This is a genomic window from Deltaproteobacteria bacterium, assembly GCA_016874755.1.
Classification (GTDB): Bacteria; Desulfobacterota; Binatia; order UBA9968; family UBA9968; genus DP-20.
In genome coordinates this window covers 38,125-62,106 of sequence record VGTH01000031.1, presented here as the reverse complement: position 1 = coordinate 62,106, position 23,982 = coordinate 38,125, and the positions used below count along the sequence as shown (strand labels likewise).

22 protein-coding genes are annotated in these 23,982 nt (G+C 57.1%); 13 read left to right on the top strand and 9 right to left on the bottom strand.

Annotated elements, in window-relative coordinates; genetic code table 11:
* Positions 1 to 358 precede the first annotated feature (358 nt).
* On the top strand, positions 359 to 1,324 hold the full coding sequence (locus FJ145_18150) for a transposase (GenBank protein ID MBM4263340.1): 966 nt from the start codon (positions 359 to 361) through the stop codon (positions 1,322 to 1,324).
* Positions 1,325 to 1,409: 85 nt separating this feature from the next.
* On the opposite strand, the gene FJ145_18145 is transcribed toward FJ145_18150, so the two are convergent.
* Positions 1,410 to 2,546 (bottom strand): trypsin-like serine protease, encoded by a 1,137-nt coding sequence (locus FJ145_18145; protein MBM4263339.1) that lies wholly within the window; start codon positions 2,544 to 2,546, stop codon positions 1,410 to 1,412.
* 141 nt (positions 2,547 to 2,687) lie between these two features.
* On the opposite strand from FJ145_18145, the gene FJ145_18140 reads away from it, so the two are divergent.
* The gene (locus tag FJ145_18140) at positions 2,688 to 3,119 is read left to right on the top strand and encodes an Hsp20/alpha crystallin family protein (protein MBM4263338.1); all 432 of its coding nucleotides are present in this window, start codon (positions 2,688 to 2,690) and stop codon (positions 3,117 to 3,119) included.
* Here the strand turns inward: FJ145_18140 and FJ145_18135 are convergent.
* The 5 genes from FJ145_18135 to FJ145_18115 form a co-directional block, all read right to left on the bottom strand.
* Positions 3,112 to 3,306 (bottom strand): hypothetical protein, encoded by a 195-nt coding sequence (locus tag FJ145_18135; GenBank protein MBM4263337.1) that lies wholly within the window; start codon positions 3,304 to 3,306, stop codon positions 3,112 to 3,114. The two genes, FJ145_18140 and FJ145_18135, sit on opposite strands and share 8 nt — an antisense overlap.
* A gap of 107 nt (positions 3,307 to 3,413) precedes the next feature.
* Positions 3,414 to 4,388, bottom strand: a complete 975-nt coding sequence (locus tag FJ145_18130; protein MBM4263336.1) for an ABC transporter substrate-binding protein — start codon at positions 4,386 to 4,388, stop codon at positions 3,414 to 3,416.
* A 399-nt stretch (positions 4,389 to 4,787) separates the two neighbouring features.
* Positions 4,788 to 5,735, bottom strand: a complete 948-nt coding sequence (locus FJ145_18125; GenBank protein MBM4263335.1) for an LLM class flavin-dependent oxidoreductase — start codon at positions 5,733 to 5,735, stop codon at positions 4,788 to 4,790.
* A 36-nt stretch (positions 5,736 to 5,771) separates the two neighbouring features.
* The gene (locus FJ145_18120) at positions 5,772 to 6,788 is read right to left on the bottom strand and encodes an ABC transporter substrate-binding protein (GenBank protein ID MBM4263334.1); all 1,017 of its coding nucleotides are present in this window, start codon (positions 6,786 to 6,788) and stop codon (positions 5,772 to 5,774) included.
* 284 nt (positions 6,789 to 7,072) lie between these two features.
* Positions 7,073 to 8,083 carry a hypothetical protein gene (locus FJ145_18115; protein ID MBM4263333.1) on the bottom strand — a complete coding sequence of 337 codons (1,011 nt, stop codon included), beginning with the start codon at positions 8,081 to 8,083 and terminating at the stop codon, positions 7,073 to 7,075.
* A 175-nt stretch (positions 8,084 to 8,258) separates the two neighbouring features.
* Here FJ145_18115 and FJ145_18110 point away from each other — a divergent pair, with 175 nt between their 5' ends.
* From FJ145_18110 to FJ145_18085, 6 genes are all read left to right on the top strand, one after another.
* A complete protein-coding gene (locus FJ145_18110; GenBank protein MBM4263332.1) occupies positions 8,259 to 9,161 on the top strand; it encodes a VOC family protein in 903 nt (300 codons plus the stop codon).
* Between the two features lie 136 nt (positions 9,162 to 9,297).
* Positions 9,298 to 10,413 carry a hypothetical protein gene (locus FJ145_18105; protein ID MBM4263331.1) on the top strand — a complete coding sequence of 372 codons (1,116 nt, stop codon included), beginning with the start codon at positions 9,298 to 9,300 and terminating at the stop codon, positions 10,411 to 10,413.
* Positions 10,414 to 10,661: 248 nt separating this feature from the next.
* Positions 10,662 to 10,826, top strand: a complete 165-nt coding sequence (locus FJ145_18100; GenBank protein MBM4263330.1) for a hypothetical protein — start codon at positions 10,662 to 10,664, stop codon at positions 10,824 to 10,826.
* 297 nt (positions 10,827 to 11,123) lie between these two features.
* On the top strand, positions 11,124 to 12,170 hold the full coding sequence (locus FJ145_18095) for an extracellular solute-binding protein (GenBank protein ID MBM4263329.1): 1,047 nt from the start codon (positions 11,124 to 11,126) through the stop codon (positions 12,168 to 12,170).
* Positions 12,171 to 12,385: 215 nt separating this feature from the next.
* Positions 12,386 to 13,330, top strand: a complete 945-nt coding sequence (locus FJ145_18090; GenBank protein ID MBM4263328.1) for a hypothetical protein — start codon at positions 12,386 to 12,388, stop codon at positions 13,328 to 13,330.
* Between the two features lie 334 nt (positions 13,331 to 13,664).
* Positions 13,665 to 15,203: an NCS2 family permease gene (locus tag FJ145_18085; GenBank protein MBM4263327.1), complete on the top strand. Its 1,539-nt coding sequence runs from the start codon at positions 13,665 to 13,667 to the stop codon at positions 15,201 to 15,203.
* A 37-nt stretch (positions 15,204 to 15,240) separates the two neighbouring features.
* On the opposite strand, the gene FJ145_18080 is transcribed toward FJ145_18085, so the two are convergent.
* Both FJ145_18080 and FJ145_18075 read right to left on the bottom strand, forming a co-directional pair.
* Positions 15,241 to 15,882, bottom strand: coding sequence for a histidine phosphatase family protein (locus tag FJ145_18080; GenBank protein ID MBM4263326.1), 642 nt, complete (start codon positions 15,880 to 15,882; stop codon positions 15,241 to 15,243).
* Position 15,883: 1 nt separating this feature from the next.
* Positions 15,884 to 17,794, bottom strand: coding sequence for a hypothetical protein (locus FJ145_18075; GenBank protein MBM4263325.1), 1,911 nt, complete (start codon positions 17,792 to 17,794; stop codon positions 15,884 to 15,886).
* Positions 17,795 to 17,990: 196 nt separating this feature from the next.
* Here FJ145_18075 and FJ145_18070 point away from each other — a divergent pair, with 196 nt between their 5' ends.
* Genes FJ145_18070 through rodA form a run of 5 tightly spaced genes read left to right on the top strand, consistent with a single transcriptional unit; the run spans position 17,991 to position 23,442 of the window.
* Positions 17,991 to 19,025, top strand: a complete 1,035-nt coding sequence (locus FJ145_18070; protein ID MBM4263324.1) for a rod shape-determining protein — start codon at positions 17,991 to 17,993, stop codon at positions 19,023 to 19,025.
* Complete coding sequence (gene mreC, locus FJ145_18065; protein ID MBM4263323.1) at positions 18,988 to 19,908, top strand: rod shape-determining protein MreC; 921 nt, start codon at positions 18,988 to 18,990, stop codon at positions 19,906 to 19,908. Before FJ145_18070 ends, mreC begins: the two co-directional genes overlap by 38 nt.
* 35 nt (positions 19,909 to 19,943) lie before the next feature.
* Complete coding sequence (gene mreD / locus FJ145_18060) at positions 19,944 to 20,450, top strand: rod shape-determining protein MreD (GenBank protein ID MBM4263322.1); 507 nt, start codon at positions 19,944 to 19,946, stop codon at positions 20,448 to 20,450.
* An 18-nt stretch (positions 20,451 to 20,468) separates the two neighbouring features.
* Positions 20,469 to 22,349: a penicillin-binding protein 2 gene (gene mrdA / locus FJ145_18055; GenBank protein ID MBM4263321.1), complete on the top strand. Its 1,881-nt coding sequence runs from the start codon at positions 20,469 to 20,471 to the stop codon at positions 22,347 to 22,349.
* Entirely contained in the window at positions 22,345 to 23,442 is a 1,098-nt protein-coding gene (gene rodA, locus FJ145_18050) for a rod shape-determining protein RodA (protein MBM4263320.1), read from the top strand. The genes mrdA and rodA overlap by 5 nt, the downstream gene beginning before the upstream one ends.
* 210 nt (positions 23,443 to 23,652) lie before the next feature.
* On the opposite strand, the gene trxA is transcribed toward rodA, so the two are convergent.
* Positions 23,653 to 23,979: a thioredoxin gene (trxA, locus tag FJ145_18045; GenBank protein ID MBM4263319.1), complete on the bottom strand. Its 327-nt coding sequence runs from the start codon at positions 23,977 to 23,979 to the stop codon at positions 23,653 to 23,655.
* Positions 23,980 to 23,982: the final 3 nt, after the last annotated feature.

Sequence of the window (23,982 nt, the reverse complement as noted above, 5' to 3'; positions counted from 1 at the left end):
ACGAACAGCGGCGCTGACCAGTCGCCGGGTCACCCGCTCGATTATACCGCCCCAAACTGCCGCCCAGCATCCGCGTCTACGTATGTGCCGTTGACCGTCGGTGCGGAACCTTAGAGCGGAGTTATGGAAAAAGCCCCTGGACTTGTCTCGTGCTCGTGAGTATCTTGATTGGGCGCCAGTTTATTCATTAGACACCGCACTGAGTGACTACGTCAGTGATCTCGAGCGTCTGAAAGCCAAAGGGTAAGGTTCTCTGGCCCTGGCCGCGCTTTCTTTCAAAAAGGGGTCAAATTTCAAAAAGGGGTCAAGTCTATGTTTAGCTCTTTACTCTCTGCTCGCGTTGCGATAAAGCTCTGCCATGGCCAGACCCCTCCGAATCGAGTATCCCGGAGCGTATTACCACGTCATTAACCGCGGGCGGTCTCGGCGCGATATCTTTCTCGAAGACAAAGGATGGCAGAGTTTTCTCGATCTGCTGGGCGAGATCACGCAGCTGTGGAAGGTCGAGATTTACGCTTATTGTTTGATGAGCAATCACTACCACCTGCTGGTGTCAACGCAGACGGCTGGGCTGGCACGGGCGATGCGCCACTTAAACGGGGTATATACGCAGAAGTTCAACCGGGTTCACCATCGGGACGGTGCACTGTTTCGCGGTCGGTACAAAGCGATTCTGATCGACGCCGAAGAACATTTTCTGTCGGTGGTACGTTACATTCATCACAATCCGGTAGCTGCCGGCATCGTAACCGACATGGATCGCTACCGCTGGAGCAGTCATTGGGCTTATCTGAATAAGAAGCAACGCCCTGCCTGGCTGGAGACAAATGACGTGCTTTCCCGGTTCCGCGGATTGCAGGAATACCAGAAGTTCATGCAAAACAAAGTCGAGAAAGAGATCGGTGATTTTTACCGAAGCCCGTATCACAAGCCCATTTTAGGAAGCAAAGAATTCATTGAAGGAGTGATCGAAAAGCTAGGCAACAAGGCGCGAGTAGAAGCCGAGAAACCGGAGTCCCGGGAGATCTTTGGCACGGACCTCTCTGATATAATTCGAGCAACCGCCAAAGAGTACGGCAAACGAGTCGAAGAAATTCGCGGGGGACGGAGGCGAGGTCAAGAAAACGAGGCGCGGATGATGGCGATCTATCTAAGCCGAGAATTGGGCGGGCACAGGCACCGAGACATTGGTAAAATAGTAGGGTTGGAGAAAGTCTCATCGGTGAGCTCTGTGTATGTCCGGATGAAATCGCGGATTGTCAAAGAAAGAAAGCTCGCTCGGAGAATGCGCAGGATTCAAGACGCGTTGTCAAACCGCGGATAATCTCCTGGCTCTCAGCTTTCCCCTGGCCAGCTCCCGGCCGATATAGTCGGCGCCATCCGCGTCCTTGCGCGAGATATTCCGAAAATTACTGAATCGCCTCCAACGCCACCCGCGCCTGCGCCGATTTGCCGTCGCGCTGCAACGTCAGATTCACCACGTCGCCGACTTTGTATTTCTCCAGAGTCAGGAATAACTCGTTGGGCGTTTCCACCTTCTTACCATCCACAGCAGTAATCACATCGCCGAGCACGATGCGTCCGTCGCGGTTGCGGCGCGTCGGCCGTAGTCCTGCTTTCGCTGCGCCGCTATTACGCCCCACGTCGACGACCAAAACACCGTCCACCCCTAAACGCTCAGCCACCTGCTCGTCGGCGATGGCAACACCTAAGCCCGGACGCGTGATTCTACCGCTGCGAATCAGCTCGGGCACGATTCGGTTCACAGTATCAACCGGAATTGCAAAGCCGATCCCGGCTGATGCGCCTGACGGACTGTAGATCGCTGTGTTTACACCGATCAGCCGCCCCGCGCTGTCGAGTAGCGGCCCGCCGGAGTTGCCGGGATTGATGGCCGCGTCGGATTGAATCACTCCCTGAATCGGGCGACGCGTCACCGATTCGATTTCACGGTTCAGTGCGCTGATGACCCCGGTCGTTAAAGTCTGATCGAGACCGAACGGATTGCCGATGGCAAAAACACTCTGCCCCACCTGCAAGTCTTTCGACGTGCCAACCGGAATCGCGTGCAACTTGTTAGCCGGCGCGTCGATGCGCAGCACCGCCAAATCTTTATCGGGCGCCACACCGACCACACGCGCCTTCCAATGGGAGCGATCGGCGAGGGTGACCTGCGCGGCGTCGGCGTTTTGAATCACGTGAAAATTAGTGATGACGTTGCCGGTTGTGTCCCAGATAAAACCCGAGCCGGTGCCCTGGGGAATTTGATATTGATTCAGCGAAAAGATGTCCTGTTGGATGCCAATATTGGTAACGTTAACCACCGACGGCGAGGCCTGGCGAAACAACGCAATCGTCGCCTTCTCATCCGCCGCCAACTCACCGCGGGGCGCCACCGCGCGGGGCGCGGCTTTGGGATCGTTTAAAGTCGCGCTGCCGACAAGCGCTTCGCGCCCGATGAGCAACGTTAACGACGACAGCGCAACTCCTGCCCAAAGATAGTTCCAAACACGCCCTGATGTTCTCCGTTCGCCCGCGTTTTTCATTGCTTTCCCCTCCCGCAAAATCCGCGCACAGCTGACAAAAGCTAGGTACGACCTCACTGTTTGTCAAGCCGCTTGACGTCGCGCAAAACCGACTTAAATTCCAACCATAAATTTTAACCGCCCTTGAAAGGAGGGTCTTTTATGGAACTAGTGAGATGGGAACCTTTTGATGGACTGAGCAGACTGCACAGCCGGGTCAACGATCTGTTCGATAACAGCTTCGTACCGGGCTGGGCCCACACCAATGGCGCATGGCTGCCGCCAGTCGACATATTGGAAAGCAAGGAAGCCTACTTAATTCGCGCTGAGCTGCCGGGCATGAAAAAAGAGGATTTCAAACTGGAGCTCAACGACGGCACCCTATCGTTAAGCGGGGAGCGCAAGTATGAAAAGCCCGCTGAAGGCTTCGAGATACACCGCAGCGAAAGAGCGAGCGGCAAATTTACCCGCTCCTTCTACCTGCCGGAGAAAGTAAAGCAGGAGGGCATCATCGCTTCCTACCGCGACGGCATCCTGGAAATCCACGTGCCCAAAGCGGAAGAGGCCAAGCCGCGCCAGATAACCATTAACTAAACTCAGACGATTCAATCAGGCAAAGGGGAAAGCTTGCGCTTTCCCCTTTTTTTTCGCCATAGTGACAAACCTCGCGGGTGCGCAGCGCCGTCGAGCGCTTGTTCCAAGGTTCGCCGAGATATTTGCGAATATATTTTTCCTTTTCCAAAACATGCCCATCGGCATCGATCACCGGACCGTTATACATATTCGCCTCCACCGGGCGCAGTAAAGTGCGCGTCTATGATTTTGCGTTTGCGGTTAAATAATCCGATTCCGACTATTGCCTACTGCCTCTTGCCTATTGCCTGGTGTCTATTTATTAACTTGCCGGACAAATCGATCGTCGAAAAACTGCGCCGGCTTGGCCGTCTTGGCTTCGGGCATCGACTCCGACAAGAAATCGAGCATGCCTTGCAGCCCCGGCTCTGACGTCACCAGCTCGCGGCGAAACCCGGCTTTTTTATAAAACTCATAGCTGCGATCGACGATGTCGTTTTCGCTTTCCCTGGTGTATTTGGCCAGCACTTTCATAGCGAACGGTTTATCGGCGTAGTAGCGATCGATGCCGCTGCGCACGGCGCGCAGCAACGGCACCAGCCGCGGCCCGAGCTCGTCGAAGCGGCTTTTGCGCACGACCAGACCGACGTTTTGGTAAGGTTCACCGATCAAACTAACCATTGAGTGAAACCCGTCGCGCTCCATTCTAAAGCTCGCCGGCGGCGAGCCGACGCCGCCGGCAATTTGATTGGCGTAGAAACCCGCGACGATTTGCGGGCTGCTGCCGAGCGGCCGGAGCTGCACGTCTTTGGGCGTCAGTCCCATCTTTTTGAGGGCGACAATCGTGCCGTAATACACCGGCGTCGCCGGCCGGTCGGTGCCGACAATTTTTCCTTTTAATTGCTCGACAGTTTTGATTTCCGGACGCGCGTAAAAATCCCAAATCATCGTGTTCAATAAACCGGCGATGAAGATCACGTCGATGCCGCGCAAAGCAGCGGTGATGACCGGCGCCGCGGAGACCTCGACAACGTCGATCTCATTGGCTACCAGCGCCGGAATCGCGCTGGTCGATTGCATGGTAAGAATTTCGTGGTCGAGCCCTTCTTTGGTCAGCGCACCGGTGTCTTTCGCCATCCATACCGGCGCCATGGTCGCCGAAGTGCTGAGATAGGCGACGCGCAAAGGTCGGGTTGCTCTAGCGACGGTTTGAGCCGCAGCTTGGGCAAAAAAGCACACCACAACCATTGACGAAAGCAGAGCCAAACGGATCGAGGCCTTGCCGCCCATTGATTTTCCTCCTGCGCGTTGAGTTCCGGAAGCCGATACAACGGTCGATTTCCCTCGCCCTCTGGGAAAGGAGAGCTGTGAGAAAATAAAATCCCCCTGGGTCCCCCTTTTCCAAAGGGGGACAGATGCAGGTCGACTCCGAGTTCCCTTCTTTGGAAAAGAGGGGTCAGGGAGATTTGTCGGGCGGGGCCGGAGAGGCTCATGATTTTTTTCACATCCTCAGGGTCGGGGTGAGCGCCCTTCGAAGCTTCGCAGATCATGCCACAATGCGCCCTCACCGCGCTCCTCTCGAGAGAGCGAGGAAGTCGGAGACCGCTTGCATTCGGTATAACCAAGCCAACACGCCCCCTGATTACTACAGAGATGCCGACCGGGGCAATCAGATTATTTGGGGAGGGCTTATAATCGCGGTTTGATTTGTTGCAGCAGCATGCGCGCCTGGCCGCGCACATCGTCCGAAGCGATGCGCGCGACGATGTCGGTCACGCCCGCCGCGGCGTAGCTCTTGAGCAGCGCGACGCATTCGTTCGGCGTGCAGAAATTGGTGGAATGGTAAGCTAGCTTGGCGAGCGGCTGCTCGAAGAAGCGCTCCATCCACTGCCAGCCTTCGTCTTGCGCGCGCGCTTTATCGTTATGAATGTTAAAAGTCGCGTACAACGCGGTGGCTTTCACCGCGCCTTCTCGGGCAAACGCTTTGGCCTGGCCATCGATTTTTTTCCGCGCCGCGGAAAATTGCTCGACGGTCGGCAGCAGCGTTACCCAACCGTCACCCAGCCGACCCACTCGCTTGAAGCCGTTCTCGTTGCGGTCCGCCGCGATCCAGATCGGAATACCCGGCTGCTGCGCTGGATGCGGCAAAATCCCGACGTCGTGCAGCTTGAAGTAGCGCCCGTCGAAATCGATCTTCGACTCGCACCACAGCCGCCGCATGATCTCAAGGGTCTCACCGAGGCGCCCAGCTTTTTCGGTCGGCGGCACGCCGCACGCGGCAAATTGCCGCTGAATATAGTCGCGCGTCGGTCCGACGCTGACACCGAGAATCAAGCGGCCGTTGGAGATGACATCGATGGTCGCAAGCGCATGGGCGAGCAGCACCGGATTGCGCAGCGCCGGCAGCATCGGCACGATGCCGAGGCGAATTTTCTTTGTCTTCGCCGCCACCGCCGACATCGTCGTTAGACAATCGCCGCGCGCCTTATCCAACACCGTGACGCTGTCACCAAGCCAAATATGATCGAAGCCGAGCTCTTCAGCCTGCGCGGCGTCAGCCCAAAGGTGCTCGAAGCTCTGCGCCGCGTCTTCGGCGCGAATCAGTTGACGGGTGTGGAGCAATAAACCGATGTTCATTCCGGCAAAGGGGCGACCCGCCGGTTGCCCCTACCTCTATTTCGCAATTTTCAGTGCGCGTTCCCAACCCATCTCGCGCAGCTCTTTGTAAACTTCACGGGTGAAACGGAACTCGAAAATTTGTTCAGCCGGAACATCCTTTTGCATATTGAGCATGCGCTTGGCGATCTCGATGTCCGACTTTTGTGTTTCCAAATCTTCCATGCCCTCGGCGGTCATCATCTCCATCGTTGCGTCATAGTCCGCCGTGCGCACGTCGTCCGGTGCCTTGTCGTATTTTTTCCCCAGCGCCAGCGCCTGCGCTTTATTGCGCTTTAAAAACTCGCGGCCTTTCACCGTGGCGCGAATGAAACGTTTTACGACGTCAGGCCGCTTGACGACCATGTCTTCGGAGGTCGCCAACCCGGTGTAGAGCATTTTGATTTCTTTGCCGACGTTGGCAACCTCGTGCACCTGAAAACCGCGGGTTATCATGCGCATCGTATCGGCGAAACCCAAGATCGCCGAGTCGACGGTCTTGGCTGCCAGCGACGTCACTCGACCGCCGGTGCCCAACGCCACCCACTGGACATCGCGCAGCGGGTCCATGCCGTACTTGCGCAGCAGCAGATTGGCCGCGCCCTCCATCGTATCGCCGCGCGAAGCCACACCGATGCCTTTGCCTTTAAGGTCGGTCACTTTGCGAATATCGTCGCGCCAGCTCATGAGCTTGTAGAGCGGCCGATCGAGATTGACGTAGACGACCTTTAGTTTGATGCCGCGCAAACTCGCGTTGAGCGATGACCCTGATGACGTGCTGAAATGGAGATCGCCGGCGACCAGCGCCTGGGTTGCCAAGCCGCCGGGCATGGCGATCATCTCGATATCGAAACCTTCATCGCGGTAGTAACCCAACTCCTTGGCGAGGAAGTGCGGATAGTAAATCACGCCGAAGCTGGCAAACGATACGCGCAGAGTTTCCAGCTTGCCGGTCTGTGCCCAACTTGGCGCAGAAATAACCAAAAATGAAGCTACCGAGGCAAAAAGCGTTAGCCATAGATTTCTAGGTTTCATAGCAGACTACCAAAGTCCTCCTAATATTGCGCGCGCCGATAATCAGATCGCTAGTCTTAGTTTTGCCGCCAATCATCGAAAAGTCCTTTGCAAAAAAACTATCGACCGCGACGGCACGAAGCACACGAAGGTCGGACGAGAAGAAAAATCTTTTTCCGACCTTCGTGTGCTTCGTGCCGTCGCGGTGAGTTCTCCTTTTTCCGATTTTGCGCCTTCTGCGCTTTTCGCGGTTAATTGATCCGAATCCGAACTATTGCCTGTTGCCTCGCGCCTATTGCGTGTTTTCACTGCACATCAAACCGGGTCTCGCGCTCTGACACATTACTAAAAGCCTTCGGATACACCAGCTTGCGGCTGTAGAGCACCATGCGCAGAAAGCCCGGGCTGCCGGTGATGCGGTGCGCGACGCCGCGCGGGATGTAGGACATTTGCCCCGCGTCCAATTCCATCGCGCCCCACTCAGTGTGGTTCAGCGAATGGCCGCGAAACTGAATCCAGATTTCATCCTCGTCACAGCCGCGATGGAAACCGTTCTGTTCCTGCTCAAGGTTGTAAACGTCGACACGAAACTGTTGAGCATTGTAGAGAATCGGTGCGCGCGCGCCTCCTTGGCCAGTCATGCCAGTGAAATAATTGAACGCCTCGAGCTTGCGCACTTCGCGCCCGCCTTCGCGTTTGCAGCCGATGAGTGCGTTGACATCGCGCTCCACCCAGAGATCCGATTGCGGGTCCCAGAAACTGATGTGCTCCAGCACCGGCCCCTCGGTACCGTTACTGGACGTCGCGCCGTTACTCGCGGCGATCGGCTCCGAAGGACGGTTGGTGAACTTTCTTTGCATCGTCGGTTTCTGCGGATCGACGCCTTCGACAACCGCTTCTAGCGTTGCTACGCGCACCCGCAAACATTGATCGGTTCCCGTCGTGCGGTGCGAAATCGCCGACGGCACGAGAGCAATCTCGCCAGGCTCCAGCTCGATGGTGCCGCCCTCGCTTTCGATCTTCGACTTGCCGCAGAATTGCAAATAAATCGTGTCGTAGTCGCAGGCGCGGGTCAGTTGGGTTTCACGGCCCGCGATATATTCCGTCGTTACCCGCAGGGTTTCGCCTTCGAACACCGTCGCGCGCGCCCGGTTACCGGTGAGCGGCGTGCTGCGCAGCAAGTCGAACGCACGGATCTTTGGCACCATTCTTTGTCCCATGCGTGCCGTGCCGATCACCGCGGCTTCGTCGCGTTCCATCCAGATATGTTCCGACGGCTCTCGATGCGTCATGAACTCGCGAATTTTCTTGCCCATAGCTCCTCCGAAGGTAGTAGGTTGTGTTTATAATCGTATGCGCGACGTTAGCAAGGGGAGAATTACCGTTCAAGGATCAACCTCTGAAAGTCGCTCGAACGATTCGTCAAGAACTTTGAACTTTCACGAGAGCTAAGATAGAAATGGTGTCTCGATTTGAAGGAGTAGTTTGCACATGGCCACCACATCCCCAGTCGTCCTAGAACGCATCGATCACGGTGTGTTGCCGTCCAACGATCTCGGCCGCGCCTTTCGGTTTTGGGGCAATTTTATGGGCGGGCGCATCGGCCACCTGACCAACTTGAACTGGCGCGGCCTGAACCGCGAAGTGCCGATGATGCTGTTCATGACCGTCGCCAACCATCCCGGCTTCGGCGTTTCGCTGCAAGATGTTCGCCTCTCACCCAAGCCGGCGCGCATGATGGAAGGCGTGGTCTGGGGTTTTGAAGTTGCCGGCGACAATCTTTCGGCGGCCTACGAGGTCGCCGACAAACAAAATCTAAATCCGCACCGGGTGACCGACTATCCGTCATCTTCTTCGCCGATCAAAGAATCGCTCTCAGTGCTCGACCCCGACGGCAACACAATCGAGCTTTGCATCATGAAAGAGCCTTCGACCATCGAGCCGCAAGTGGGTTTGGTGCCGCTGCGGCGCATTAGTCATGTGCGCGTCGAGGTTACCGATTTGAATCTCGCGCGCACCTGGTACAGCGACACGTTCGGCCTTATCGAAGGAGCCCAAGTGCCCGGCGAAGGGCAGATCACGCTGACAGTGCCGAAATCGGGCCAGCTGATCATCCTGCACAAAGTGGTGAAGGTCGCCGATCGCAGCACGCAATGCTACCGCGGCCCGCACATCGATCTGCGCTCCAACGCCGAGACCTATCCGGGAATGCTCAAGCGCTTCAACCGCAAGGAGCAGTATTGGGGCCCCGATCCAAACCTGATCCCCTGGCACGAGCCCGACACCAACACCGCCTACGGCTACGACCCGTTCGACAACCGGATCCAGATTGGTGTTTTTGCCCAACGGCCGTTCCATACCGGCGTCATCAAGCGCTTTCAGAATCAGCAATAAAGTTTTTCACCACGAAGACGCGAAGCACGCAAAGTTCGGAAACAATAAAATTTCCTTTGCGTACTTTGCGCCTTTGCGCGAGGCACATCCGGTCCACCTCTCGATAGTAGCGCTTACTCGACTTAAAGGAGAAACCATGAACACCACCTACGAAGTTGCCGACATGATGATCGGCGTGCGCAACATGATCGAAGCCTCGGACCTGCGCAAGGGCGACCAGGTCTTGCTGCTCGCCGACACGCGCAGCGACAAGACCACACTCGAAGCGCTCACCGCCGGCATACGCTTTTACGGCGCCGAGCCGATGACGCTCGTCACTGAACCCATCGCGCGCTACGGTAAAGTGCCCAAAGCAGTGCTCGACGCCATGCACGCCTCCGACGTGGCGATTTGGGTGTGGCCGGTATTTATCACTTTCACGCCGGACCATCGCGCCCTCGGCCGCAAGCGCGAGGAGAGCGGCACCCAGCTGCACGAAACCCGCATGAAGCCCTATCACATTTACTTCGAAGGCAACGCCGGCTTGCTCGCGCGCGATTACGCCAAGTTTCCCAACAGAGTCTTGTGGAAGCTTGCCGAGAAAGTCCGCGAAGTCGTCGCCAACGGCAAAGTCGTGCGCATTGAAGACGATCTCGGCAGCAAGTTGACCGCTACTTACGATGGCAAGAAACTCTACGGCATGCAGTTCCGCGCCGGCGACCCGCCGGGGCGCTGCCATTTTCCCTGGGGCCGCTGCGGTGTTTTCAACGGCGAAGGCAATTCCAATGGCGAAGTTTATTTGAGCTGCGTCCAAGGCGTGGCCGGCCGGCTCGCCGAACCGATGCGCTGGAAGATCAAAGACAACGTCATCACCGAAGTCGACGGCGGCGGTGAAGTCGGCGAAGAATGCCGGCGGCTATTCAAAGAAGTGCCGGAATCGAATCACTTGATCGAGATCATGTTCGGCTATCATCCCAAAGCGTCCGCCGAGCACGGCGTCGCCGACCCGATGCACTGGGAATTGATCAGCAAGATGCCCTGGGTCGGCAACGGCACGCCGCGCAAACATTCCAAGTTCCGCCACATGGACGGCTCGGTCTTCAACGGCCGGCTCTACATCGACGACCGCTTGGTGGTCGACAAATTCGGCATGCTCGACCGCGCCCTGTTGCACCACCCGCAAGTCTTGGAAGTAGCTGCTGAGTTTGGCGATCCGTATCAAGTTTTAGCGCCAGTATCGCACGAGGCGCACGGCTCCAACACAGCGTGGTGACCGGCTTACTAGCGAATCTGTTTCGACGAGTACTAGTGATTAAACCGAATTGCGCTAAACGGTTCGTCTGTTTTTTGCTGTTGGTGCTTTGTGTCGCCAGTAGCAACTTGACGCACGCCGGCGAGCCCAGCGTGGTCGAGAAGGCCCTAACCGAAGGCGAAGTTGTCCTCTACGCCGCGTGAGGTTGGACACAGTTCAGGCACCGCAGAAAGCGTTCGCGCGCAAGTATCCGTTTATTGGACACGCGGGTGCTCACCTACAACACGCGCATGTTGAATCGCGACGAGGTGCCGACGAGCTACGACGAGCTCTTGCTGCCCAAGTGGAAGGGCAAGATGGGCATGGACAGCGCCGACTATATTTTGTACGGCACTTTGCTCGAAATGATCGGCAAAGAACGCGGCACTGCGTGATCGGCGTTGGGTTGGGAGAAAGCCAGGGGACTTGATCAGATGGACAAACTTACAATCTAGGAAAACTGCGGCGGGTGGTGACTTAGTCAACTTGGTAACGCCTGCGCATGAATCGTCACTTCGTTTTCCGGACTGCGAGCTAAAGTCAAAATTTTGAAAATTCTAAGCGGTAAAAACCGGCCCGGTTTTTCGTTTGACCTGTTTTTCACTAGGGCGCTGGAACCTCGTTGACTCGAACCTCCGGCGGCGATATAGGGCGGTTACCGCGAAAAACGAAAATTTCAAGAGGGCTTTGAAATGAGAGTTGTCGCACTCGTTCTTTTCACCCTTTTGCTTTTCCCGTCGCCGGCCCGAGCGCAAACGCGCAAGCCAAGTCTAAACGAGCTGGTGAGTTATATGGGCGCGGACCGCGAGCAGTTGCTTTACGCTGGCGCCAAAGCCCAAGGCAGGCTGATGTGGTACACCTCGCTGGCGGGCGGCTCCTACAAAGCGCTCATCACAGCCTTCGAGGCGAAATATCCCGGAGTCAAAGTCGACGTCTATCGCGCTGGCGGCTCCGACTTGTTCGTCCGGATGACCGAAGAGTACAAAGCCGGGCGATATCTTGTCGACACGATCGAAACCACCGAGGGCAACCTCATGTTCATGCGCGACTCGCGGCTACTCCAGCCTTATAATTCGCCGCTGCTCAGGGCCTACTCCGACGATGCTAAGGAGCCGGCGGGAAAAGGGCTCTACTATTGGGCTCTCGCGCGCGAGTCCTACATCGGTTTTGCGTATAACAAAAATCTTCTGCCGGCCGCGGCTGTGCCGAAGAATTTCGATGGTCTTCTGCACCCCGATCTCAAGGGCAAGATGGGCCTGCCATTGGGAGGAACTTCGGGCAGCAAGATCGTCGGCGCAATAATCAAGGCCAAAGGGGAAGAGCTCGTTAAAAAACTCAAAGAGCAGCAAATCAAGCTTTACAATCTTGATGCGCCGGCGCTAGTCAATGTGATTGCCTCCGGCGAAGTCACCGCCTCACCGGCGATTTTTCAGAGCCACACATGGCTCGCGGCGTCGAAAGGCGCGCCGGTGGAATGGCTGCCGATGGATCTCGTGCCCAACAACGTCGGTAGCGCGGCCATCGCGGTCAAATCGCCCCGTCCCCATGGCGCGGTTCTCATGGCTGATTTTCTCCTGAGCCCGGATGGCCAGAAGATCCTGGAAAAATTTCAATACGGAAGTGCAACGAAAGAACAGCCGTTCAAACGCTGGCGGCCGGAGCACGGGATCACCACCGAGAAGTACGAAAAAGAAGTCGAACACTGGGAAAAGCTGATCAAACAAATAGGCTTTAAGTAGCCCCCTTAGTTCGCTTATGGAAATTGTCGGGGGACCCCAGACTTTGGACATCCTCGACATGTAATGCAGCTGAGAGTAGGTGGGTGTCTTTTGTAAAGTTAGTCAACTTAGTCAAGGATGTCTCACATCTGGTTCCCAAATGTCTATCGCCAAGAGCAGATCGGGGGGGGACAGCACCTCAGAACGGAAACCCTACCATTCCGGAATATAAGGCGGTGCCGGGCTGGCTGATGCCGAATGACGGACCGCTGGGCCATACCAATGGCGGTATTGCCGTGCGAGCCAACGGCGAAATCTTTGTGACCCACCGGCTTCCCATAACGGGCATCGCAGTGTACGCGCCGAACGGCACGTATCTTCGGAATGTCGCCAACGCACCGCGCAACTTGCACACTATTTTAATTCGTACGGAACCGGAGGGCGAAGTCCTGTACACGATCAGGGGAGGAGGCGCCGCAGATACGGGTCCCTACAGTGGCAGCGTGGCGACAGGACCGATCATCGAAAAGATGACGTTGGATGGGGAAGTAGTATTAAGTATCTCGGCGTCCGCCATCCCGGACAGGTTCAAAGACACGGAGCTCAACAAAGGCGCGGATGGCGCGCTGGTCGTCAGGATGTCGGGATTGGCGGTGGCGCCCAATGGCGATCTGTATGCCTCCGATGGCTACGCCAGTGACTACATTCACCGCTTTGATCGCGCTGGGAAATACCTGACCTCGTTTGGCGGCAACAAGACGCCCGATGGATTCAACCGGCTGCACAATCTCGCGATCGACACGCGGTTTACGCCGCTGCGGATCATTGGTACCGACCAAAGAAACAACCGCCTCGTCCACTGGTCTCTCGATGGCGAATTTTTGGGAGTGTTCGCTGCTGATCTGCGAGTGCCCAAAGACGTGGCCATCGACGATGACTATGCCGTCGTCGCGGAGGCGAAGGGACGAATCGCCGTTCTCGACAGGGCAGGCAAGATTGTCACAACCTTCGGCACCAACACCGTAGAGGAGGAGACGGGAACGCCCAACACACCACCTGCCAAGTGGCGCCGGGGGATTGTTACGACGCCGCATGCGGTCGCGCTCAATGCGCATGGGGACGTATTCGTTCACGAATGGAATTTCTTCGGTCGAGTTCTCCGCTTTAACCGGCAAGAGTAGAGCGGCGCTACGATTCCAAGTTAAAGCCTCTAGTCGACGATCAATTGACGGGTATCAGCCCCAAGGATATATTTCGTTGTCGCAGATCTTTGACTTTAGCCTGTTGCAGCAAACGATCAAAGAAAGGCGATAAGGCTGGGGTTATTGCCAAGGTCGTGCAAACGCGCCCCACGCAGGAAAGATTTAACCTCATTTTTTAACCCGCTTTCGTTATTCCAGCCGCCAGAGTTTCCGCACAGGCGATCACAATAGAGACCATCGGTCACCGCTTGATTTGACTCGACGCGCTGTCGCCCGTTACAGTCGGAAGAATTCCCTGGAGATTTTTCGTTCAATGGCGCACGCTTCTTTCAATCCCCCTTGGTTTGTTCGCAAAGACTGGGACGGCTTTTTCGGGTTGATGATCGACAACCTGATCCAGTTGATTTTAATCGTCACACTTTGCCGCGAGCTGGTTCATCTGCCCGACAGTTATATCTTTGGCATGATTCTTCCCGGCGCAGCGCTTTCGATTTTGGTTGGCAATTTCTTCTATGCCTGGCAGGCGCACCGGTTGATGCGCGAGAGCGGGCGCGACGACATCACGGCGCTGCCTTACGGCATCAACACCGTGGCGTTGTTCGCTTTCGTCTTTTTCATCATGCTGCCGATCTATCTGGAGACCAAAGATCCGGTTTGGGCTTGGAAAGTGGGGCTGGTCGCTTGCTTTCTCAATGGCGTGATTGAAATCGTCGGCGCCTTCGTCGCCGAAAGCGTGCGGCGGGTGACGCCGCGGGCGGCGCTGCTTTCGGCTCTGTCAGGCATCGCGATCACGTTCATCGCGATGGACTTCACTTTTAAGATTTATTCGCGCCCTCTAGTCGCGCTGCTGCCCATGGCACTCATTTTTGTCGCCTACTTTTCGCATCAGAAATTGCCGCTGGGTTTGCCGGGTGGGATGGTGGCTATCGGCCTCGGTACCATTCTGGGTTGGGGGCTGGGCCTCATGAATCGCGACGCACTTCATTTCAATGTCTCGTTGGCGCTACCGCAGTACGCCGGCGGCTCGCTCTGGGAAGCGCTGACCCACCCCTCTTTTCTCAGCTACTTCTCAGTGATCTTTCCGATGGGGATTTTCAACGTCGTCGGTTCGCTGCAGAATATCGAGAGCGCCGAAGCCGCCGGCGACCGTTTCAAAACTTTCCCTTCATTGATGGCCAACGGCATTGGATCGGTGGTAGCGGCGTTGTTCGGCAGCGTATTTCCGACCACGATTTACATCGGCCATCCCGGATGGAAGCGGCTTGGCGCACGGGTGGGCTACTCTACTTTGAACGGAGTATTCATCAGTTTTCTCTGCTTAACTGGCACCATGCAAGCGGTGTTAGGGCTGATACCCCTCGAAGCGGGCATCGGCATTCTTTTGTACATCGGTATTGTCATCATGGCGCAAGCGTTTCAGGAAACACCGAAAGAGCACGCCCCGGCGGTGGCGCTGGGAATCGTGCCGGCGTTGGCGGGCTGGGGTTTGCTGATGTTAGAGACCGGATTACGCGCGGCTGGCAAATCACTCTTCCAAGTTGGGCTTGCACCGTTCGCACGTGAGAGCGTCGCGATCCACGGCATGATCTCGCTGGAGCGCGGCTTTATTTTTACCTCGATGATTCTCGCCGCCATCGGCGTGGCTCTAATCGAGCGTCAATTCGCAAAAGCCGCCGCCTGGTCGATTGTCGCCGCACTACTGTCAGCGACCGGAATCATACATGCATACGAACTAACAGCGGGCGGTATCGTCAGCCGCTTTGGTTGGATGGCGGCGCCGGAGTTTTTCCTCGCCTATCTGCTCCTAGCGCTGCTATTTTTTTGCGGTGGGCTGGTTTGCAAAAGGATCTGAACTGGAAGTTTGAACCGCTAAACTGCGTGAACTGCGGCTACTTACTCTCCCGCTGTGCCGGCACCCAAGTATCCGCCGAATACTCCTGATTGTTGACGTGGGTCACCCGCCAGCCGTTGCCGTTGTCAAAGCGCAGACGTGTCAAACTGCACGGCTCTAAATGAAACGTTCGGTAGCTGTTGAGATGGGTGCCGGTGATGCGGCAGACGATACTGACGATCGGAAAACTGTGGCTTACCACGAAAATATTTTTGGCTTCTGGGTGGCGCTCGACGATTTGATTTAAACCTTTCCAGGCGCGTGCCGCGACGTCTGCGAGCTTTTCACCGCCCGGCACCTGCAGATCGGCCGGCTCACTGCGCCAGCGCGTGAGAAAATCGCCGTACTTGTCTTTGATCTGATTAAAAGTGAGGCCTTCGAGCTCGCCGTGATCGAGCTCACGCACGTCCGCTTCGGTCAACACGGGGAGATTGTGATGCCGGCTAATCAGTTGAGCGGTCTGGCGCGCGCGCCGCAGGTTACTGGAGTAAATGGCTTGCACGCTCTCGTGGCGCAGCATACTGCCGATCTGCTCGGCCTGCAGCACGCCTACTTCGCTCAGCTCACGGTCGCTCGAACCTTGGCAGCGGTGCTCCAGATTCCAGTCGGTGGCGCCATGGCGCACCAAAACAATCTGCATGCTAACCTTCGCCAAGCGCTTCGCTGTGAATTTGAATCTTGCCTTTGGTCTTCAGCGCTTCGGTAAATTTCTGAATGACCTTCTGGCGCGCCTCGGCTTCGGCCTGCTTCGTGAGCGCATCTTTGGTTTTTTCGAACTGCTCCATGTCCGCCGCCTGACGATCTTTGAAAGCAAAAATATAGGCTGAGTCTTTTTGCGCAAAGATTTTTTCCGGGATGGGCTTTTGCGCTGAAACCGCCATCGCCGCGTTTTTCAGCTCGGGCAATTCGCTCAACTTAGGAATCTGCGGCGCGCTGCGCTGAAACCAACCGGTCTCATCGAGCTTGAGACCGCTCTTTTCAGCGACTTTGGCGATGTCCTTTTCTTTTTTAAGCTGCGCCAGCGCAGCGTTGGCTTTCTGCTGCGCAATCTCATAGGCCTTCGATTCAACCATGCCTTTTTCAATGGTCGGACGCACCGCTTCGAGCGGCGGGACGCTAGGCTCTTTACGTTGTTTGACGCGCAGCAACATGTAGCTGTTGGGTCCTTCGCTGGCGGCGCTCACATCCTTGCCGGTCAGTGCCATGGCGGTCTTGTAAAGCTCTTGGTTGGTGCCAAGCTCTGGTAGCATTTCGCCGCTGGCGAAAAATCGCGTCACGTTGGTAGCTACGCCGCTGTCCTGCGCCAGTTTGGCAAACTCTGCGCCGCCCAGGGCCTTCTCACGATCGCGATCGGCAGCCGCCAGAGCCTGCTTCTTGCCTTTTTCGGCTTTTAATAGCCGCGTGATTTCCGCCGTCGCTTCGGCAAGCGTCTGGGTCTTCTCTTCCTTGAAGTCCTCGACTTTGAAAATTTGAAAGCCGCTCGGCGATTCGACGATGTCGCTAACCCCGCCCTCGGCGAGTGCAAAAACTGCCTTGTCCATCGGCGGCGGCAGCTGCCCCTGGTTTACCCAACCGAGGTCACCCCCCTTGGCCGCCATCGGCCCCTCCAATACTTGCTTGGCCAACTGCGCGAAATCTTTGCCGGCGCGCGCCTCGGCGAGCACGCGCTGGGCGCGGGCGCGGGCCTCCCCCTTTACCTTCGGCTCGGCGTCCACCGCCACGTTGATCGCCGCCATGCGCGCCTTGGCCTGCTTCGGCGTGCGAAACCTGCCGTCACGGTTCGCGTTGTAGTACTCTTCGATCTCTTTTGCCTCGAGCTGCACCGCGTTGGTAAACTGTTCGAAAGGGTAGCTCAAGTATTCAAGCTGCATCTTGAGCGGCTCTTTGAGTGACTCTTTATTTTTCTCGTAGAACTTCTTAATATCTTCATCGGTGACTTTTACCTCGGCGAGGTAGTCATTGGCGGGCACGCGAATGAAGCTCAGGTTTATTTTTTCTTGATCCCAACGAAAACGGTCGCGCACTTCGGCGTCGGTGACATGCACCGAGTCGAGTAGCACACCGTAGAGCCGTTGTATTGTCAGTTGATCGCGCTGGTCTTCTTCGAATTTTTCCGGGGTGAACCGGTTGACGCGCAGCAACTGCAAGTAGCGTTCTTTGTTGAAGCGGCCGGCGACTTGGAACTGCGGCACCTTCTCGATGGAAAGCGCCAGTTCTTCGTCGCTCGCCACCAATCCCAGGCGACGCGCTTCCTGGAGCGCGAGTTTCTTTTGGATGAGCTCCTCGATCAGCTGGCCTTTGATGTTTAGATTTTTCAGGAGCTCGGGCGTCAGTGAGCCCTTGAGCATTTCCCGGTAGCGATTGAGAGTGCGCTCGTAGTGTTCGGCAAATTCGCGCTGCGTGATGCGCTCACCATTGACTTCGGCGACGTGCAAGATACCGCCGTCGTTGAGCTTGTTGCCGCCATAGAACGCAATAAAAACGACAATGATCAAGCCTAAGAGAAATAGGATGATCCACGACCGTTTGCGTCGGCGTAAAGCGTCTAACATGGGCAGCCCACCTTTCGAAACCGGACCGATTTGGAATCCATTTATGATAGAAAATGGCGCCTGCCAATGCAACTGCTTCGCTTTCCGCGATTGCAGCAATTCCTTTTATTTTTCCTTATCTTGCTTGGCTAAACCAAATCTGTTATTTTCCCTCTGTTTTATTCCTGTTTTGCCTGAAAAAAGAAGGAGTGCGTAGATGTTGGATGCCCTCTTCGGCGTCTTTTCGAACGATCTTGCCATCGATCTCGGGACGGCCAACACTTTGATTTATGTGAAGAACCAGGGGATCGTCTGCAATGAGCCGTCGGTGGTTGCGGTTCAACAGAAAGCCGAACGGGGCGGCAAAAAAGTTCTCGCGGTCGGCGCCGAAGCGAAGCGCATGTTGGGTAGAACGCCTGGCAGCATCGTCGCCATCCGACCGCTCAAGGACGGCGTTATCGCCGACTTCGAAATCACCGAAGCGATGCTGCGCTACTTCATTCAAAAAGTTCACAACCGGCGCACCCTGGTGCGGCCGCGCATTATCGTCGGCGTTCCCTTCGGCATTACCGAGGTAGAGAAGCGCGCGGTCAAAGAATCCGCCGAGTCGGCCGGCGCCCGTGAAGTTTACCTCATCGAAGAGCCGATGGCCGCGGCCATCGGCGCCGGCCTGCCGATTACCGAGCCCACCGGCAACATGATCGTCGACATCGGCGGCGGCACCACGGAGGTGGCCGTCATCTCACTTTCCGGCATCGTTTTCTCGCGCTCGGTCCGCGTCGGCGGCGACAAAATGGACGAGGCGATCGCCCAATTCATCAAACGCAAATACAATTTACTGGTCGGTGAGCGCACCGCCGAGGTCATCAAAATCACCATCGGCTCGGCCTACCCTGGCGATGAAGTGCAGACCATGCAGATCAAAGGACGGGATCTGGTGGCCGGCGTGCCCAAAACGGTGGTCATCACCGATGAAGAGATTCGCGACTCGTTGCTGGAACCGATCAATCAGATCGTCGAAGCCGTGCGCTTGTCGCTCGAACGGACGCCGCCGGAACTGGCGTCGGATATTGTCGATCGCGGTATCGTGCTTGCGGGCGGCGGCGCGCTGCTGCGCAATCTCGATGTCTTGTTGCGCGAAGAGACCGGCTTGCCGGTGATGATGGCCGACGATCCGTTGACCGCGGTCGTGATGGGTGCCGGCAAAGCGCTCGATGAGATCACGCTACTGCGGGAGGTCGCAGTTCACTAAAATTAACGGTTTACCCACCCGGTTGGAGGCATCTGAGCCTTCCATGCTCGCTTTTCTACGCCGCAATCAAATTCTCCTTAGCTCCTGTTTCTGCCTTATCTTGTCTTTGTATCTGCTCGCCGCCAGCGCGCGCGGTCAACTCAAGTACGATCCGGTCGGCTCGGCCGTGCTCTGGCTGGTGCGTCCGTTGCAGAGCGGCGCTCAGGCGGTCAGCAACTGGATCAAAGAAATGAGCCAAAGCCCGGTCACGTTGGCCAACCTGCGCAGCGAAAACGACAAACTGCGCAAACAGATGCTGCATCTCGAAGCCGAGCGCAACCGGCTGTTGGAAGGCGAGGCCGCTAATAAGCGGCTGCAAGAGCTGCTCGATTTTCGTAGTCAAGTGCCGAGCGGCAGCGTCACCGCCGCCATCATCGCCAACACGGCCAGCACTTGGTTTCAAAGCTGTTTGTTGAACAAGGGCAGTGCCGACAATGTGCGCAAAGGCATGGCCGTGGTTTCGCCGCAGGGAATTGTCGGCCAAGTGGTGTCGGTGACGCCGCAGAGCGCGAAAGTTCTGTTGATTACCGACGCCAACAGCGGCGTCGACGTGCTCGTGCAGCGCACGCGCAGCCGCGGCATTGTTTCAGGCGCTCTCGATGGCACCGTGGTGATGAAATACGTCAAACGCTCCGACGAGCTCCAGGAGGGCGACCGCCTGATCACTTCGGGCCTCGACGGGGTTTTCCCCAAAGGCCTCTTGGTTGGCACCATCGGCAAAGTGCGCCGGCAACAGGCCGGCCTGTTTCAGTCGATCGAAGTTGTGCCGGCGGTGCACGCCGGTCAACTCGAAGAGGTGCTCATCGTCGGTGGCGATGCGCCGGCGCCGGCCGCGAAAGGTTAGCCGCAGGAGCGAATCACGCCGCAATCGACACGCCGATGAAACTCACTCTGCTCTTTAGCGCCATTGGCATCATCTCCATCGTCCTGCAGATGAGCTTGCTGCATCTGTTGCCGCTTGGCCCGGTGGTGCCCGACTTGATTCTCGTCCTATGCGTCTATCTCGGTCTGCACCATCCGAGCGTTGGCGCGGCGCTGGGTTCCTTTGTTCTTGGTTATTCGATCGACGTGGTCTCCAGTCCGCTGCTCGGCATCAACGCCTTTGCCATGTCGCTGGTGTTCCTTGCGGTCTATTTGAGTGCGCGCTCGATCTGGGTGCACAGCCCCCTGGTCAGCGTCGTTATCGTCCTGGCGGCCTCGCTGGTAAAGAGCGCGGCTCTGGTGCTGATCTCGGCGCTGTTTGTCAGCATGGACGGAGTTTGGGAAACTGCCATTAAGTATGTGCTGCTCGAAGCGTTGCTAGCGGCCGCCTTGGCGCCGATAGTGTTCATGCTGCTGCAGCGCAGCCGAAATTTGGTGCAACAATTGAGCAACGCGCACGAATAGCGGCGCCGATTAAGAAGCATGGACAGCCTCACCGAAATCAATCGCCAAGACGGCGCGCCGGAATTGCGTGCCCGAGCGCGCTGGCTCTACGTTATTCTCGCGCTCGCCATCACCGTGTTGGTCGCCCGGCTGGTGCTGCTCCAGGTCGTCGAAGGCGAGCGTTACGGCTTTCTCTCCGAGCACAACCGCGTGCGCATCAAACGCATGCCCGGCACCCGCGGCATGATCTACGACAGGGGCGGCCATCTTTTGGTCGACAGCCGCCCTTCGTTCGAGCTCCTGTTCGTTCCCGAGGACAGCGACGAGCCGGAAAATACCCTGCGCTCGTTGGCGCGCTATTTGGAACGCGACGAGAAAGAGCTGCTCGACATATTCGAAGAAAACAAAAAGCGCCAGGCCTTCGATGAGATCGTGCTCGGGCGCGACGTCGATTGGAACACGGTCGTCGCCGTCGAGGCCCATCAACTCGATCTGCCGGGGGTCACCGTGCGAGTGCGGCCGCGGCGCAACTACGAGACCGGCCCCACCGCGGCACATCTGTTGGGCTACATGGGCGAGGTCAATCAAAGACAGTTGAAGGTCATGAAAGACGACGGCTACAGCGTCGGCGATGAGATTGGCCAGTTCGGTCTAGAGCGGCGTTGGGAGGCGGTTTTACGCGGCCAATCCGGCGGCCAGCAATTCGAAGTCGACGCCCTGGGCCGGCGCGTGCGCGTCTTGTCGGAAGTTCCGGACGTCCCAGGCCAAACTGTGCACCTGACCATCGACCGCGATCTGCAAGAAGCTGCCTATGAAGCGCTAAAGGGTAAACATGGCACCATCGTCGCCATCGACGTCAATAACGGCGCGATCCTGGCCATGGCGAGTGCGCCCACCTTCGATCCCAACGTGTTCGCTCGCGGCATCAAGAACGACGAGTGGAAGGCGTTGATTACCGATCGTTTGCGGCCACTCGCCAATCGCGCGATTCAGGGCCAGTACCCGCCCGGTTCGACGTTCAAAGTCATCATGGCGATCGCCACCTTAGAGGAAGGTGCCATGCACCCCGAGGCCTATATCCACGACCCCGGTTATTATTTTTTCGGCAACCGGCAATTTCGTGATTGGCTGAAAGGCGGCCACGGCGCGGTCAACCTGCACCGCGCGGTGGTCGAGTCTTGCGACACCTACTTTTATCAAGCTGGCCAGCGCCTCGGCGTCGATAAGATCGCCAAATGGTCGCGCGCCTTCGGCCTTGGCGAAAAATCCGGCGCCGCGCTCGACGACGAAAAAGGCGGCCTGATTCCCGACACCGAGTGGAAACGCAAGCGCTACAAGCAACCCTGGCTGCCCGGCGAAACCTTGTCGGTTGCCATCGGCCAAGGCTACGTCACGGCAACGCCGTTGCAGTTGGCTAACATGATGGCGGCGGTGGCCAACGGCGGCACGCTCTATCGGCCGCGCATCGTCAGCAAAGTTTCATCCGTCGACGGCACCAAAGTGCAGGAATATCCGCCGGAAAAAATCCGCACCATCGAGATCAAGCCGGAAACCCTCCGGCGCGTGCAAAACGCCCTGGCGGACGTAGTGACCAACGCGCGCGGCACCGGCGGCGCAGCCCGCTCGCCGTTGATCCAGGTTGCCGGCAAGACCGGTACGGCCCAGGTGATCGAAATGAAAGGCGCTTACCTCAAGAGCGAACAGCTCTCCTACTTCAGCCGCGACCACGCCTGGTTCGTCTCCTACGGACCGGTGCAAAATCCGCAAATCGCCGTCACGGTCCTGGTCGAACACGGCGGCCATGGCGGCGAAGCTGCAGCACCGTTAGCCAAAAAAGTCTTCGAGAAATTCGCCGAGCTGCAAAAGCAGCCACAAGACCGGCGCCAAGTTGCCGGCGCGGGAACCCAGCGTGCAAATTGATCGACGCCTGGTTTCGCACTTCGATTGGGTGCTGCTGCTCTTCTCGCTAGCCCTCGCGGGGGTTGGCGTCATGACGATCTACAGCGCCAACTACAACGTTGTCACCGGTCATGCCGGCATCTTGCCGGTGCGACAGACGATGTGGTTGGGGCTCGGTTTTATCGCCATGATGGCGGCGATCTCGTTCGACTATCATTACATCGATCGCATCGCCTTTCCTTTCTTCGGCATCATGCTCGTGCTCTTGATCATTGTCGATCTGGTCGGCCATTCGGGCGGCGGCTCACAGCGCTGGATCAACTTGGGTTTTTTCCGGCTGCAGCCGTCGGAGCCGGCAAAGATCGCCATTGTGTTTGTGATGGCGAAATACTTTCAGCAAGATGAGCCGCCCAAGGGATATTATCTGCGCGATTTGTGGATACCGGCGCTGCTGGTGGGGCCGCTGGTCTTTCTTACCCTGATTCAGCCCGACTTGGGCACCGCGATCATTCTCGGCATCGTCTTCGTCAGCATGGTGTTGATGGGCGGATTGCGGCTGCGCTCGTTTTCCTATCTAGTGCTCGCCGGCCTCGCGGTGTTGCCACTCGGTTGGCGGTTTCTACGGCCCTATCAACAGAATCGCGTGCTGACCTTTCTCGACCCCGACCGCGATCCGCTCGGTGCGGGTTATCACGTCATCCAATCGAAGATCGCCATAGGATCCGGGCAAATTTTCGGCAAGGGTTTCTTACACGGCACGCAAAACCGCCTCGATTTTCTGCCGGCCCAACATACGGATTTTATTTTCGCTGTGTTCTCCGAGGAATGGGGTTTTCTCGGCTGCGTCGCCCTGCTGCTGCTCTACTTCGCGTTCATCGCCTACTGCTTGCGCATCGTGCAACGCGCCAAAGATCGTTTTGGCGCGCTGTTGGTCTTTGGCATGACCGCCATCATTTTCTGGCATGTCGTCATCAACATTGCGATGGTCTGCGGCGTGCTACCGGTGGTCGGCGTGCCGTTGCCGATGGTGAGTTACGGCGGTTCCGCGCTGGCGTCCATGATGTTTGCCATCGGCATCATCATGAACGTCAGCATGCGGCGTTATGTGTTTTGAGGAATGGGGCGATGCCGCGAGCGGGCGCGCCATGAAATCTCACCACGAAGCACACGCAGGACACGAAGTTCGGAGAAAACTTTTTGATTTTCTTCTCTTACCTTCGTGTGCTGCGTGTCCTCCGTGGTGAATATCCCCTCTCCGACTTTTTGCGTTCTTTGGGTTTTTTGCGGCCAATCTTTGCCTGCGCCGCGCTGGGGGCGTTGTCCGCTATTGCAGTGCTTTGTTGATTGCCGCGACGAGCTTCGCTTTGGGCACGGCGCCGACGATTTGTTCGGCGACGGCGCCGCCCTTGATAATCAATAAATTTGGGATGCCGCGGATGCCGAAGCGCGACGCCGTGGCCGGATGGTCGTCGACGTTGAGCTTGGCGACTTTGAGCTTGCCGGCGTATTCGCCGGCGATTTCTTCGACCACCGGTGCGATCGCTTTGCACGGTCCGCACCACGGCGCCCAGAAATCGACCAGCACGGGCACGTTGGATTTGATGACTTCGCTCTCGAAATTGTTATCGCCCACTTCAGCAATGTTGGCCATGTT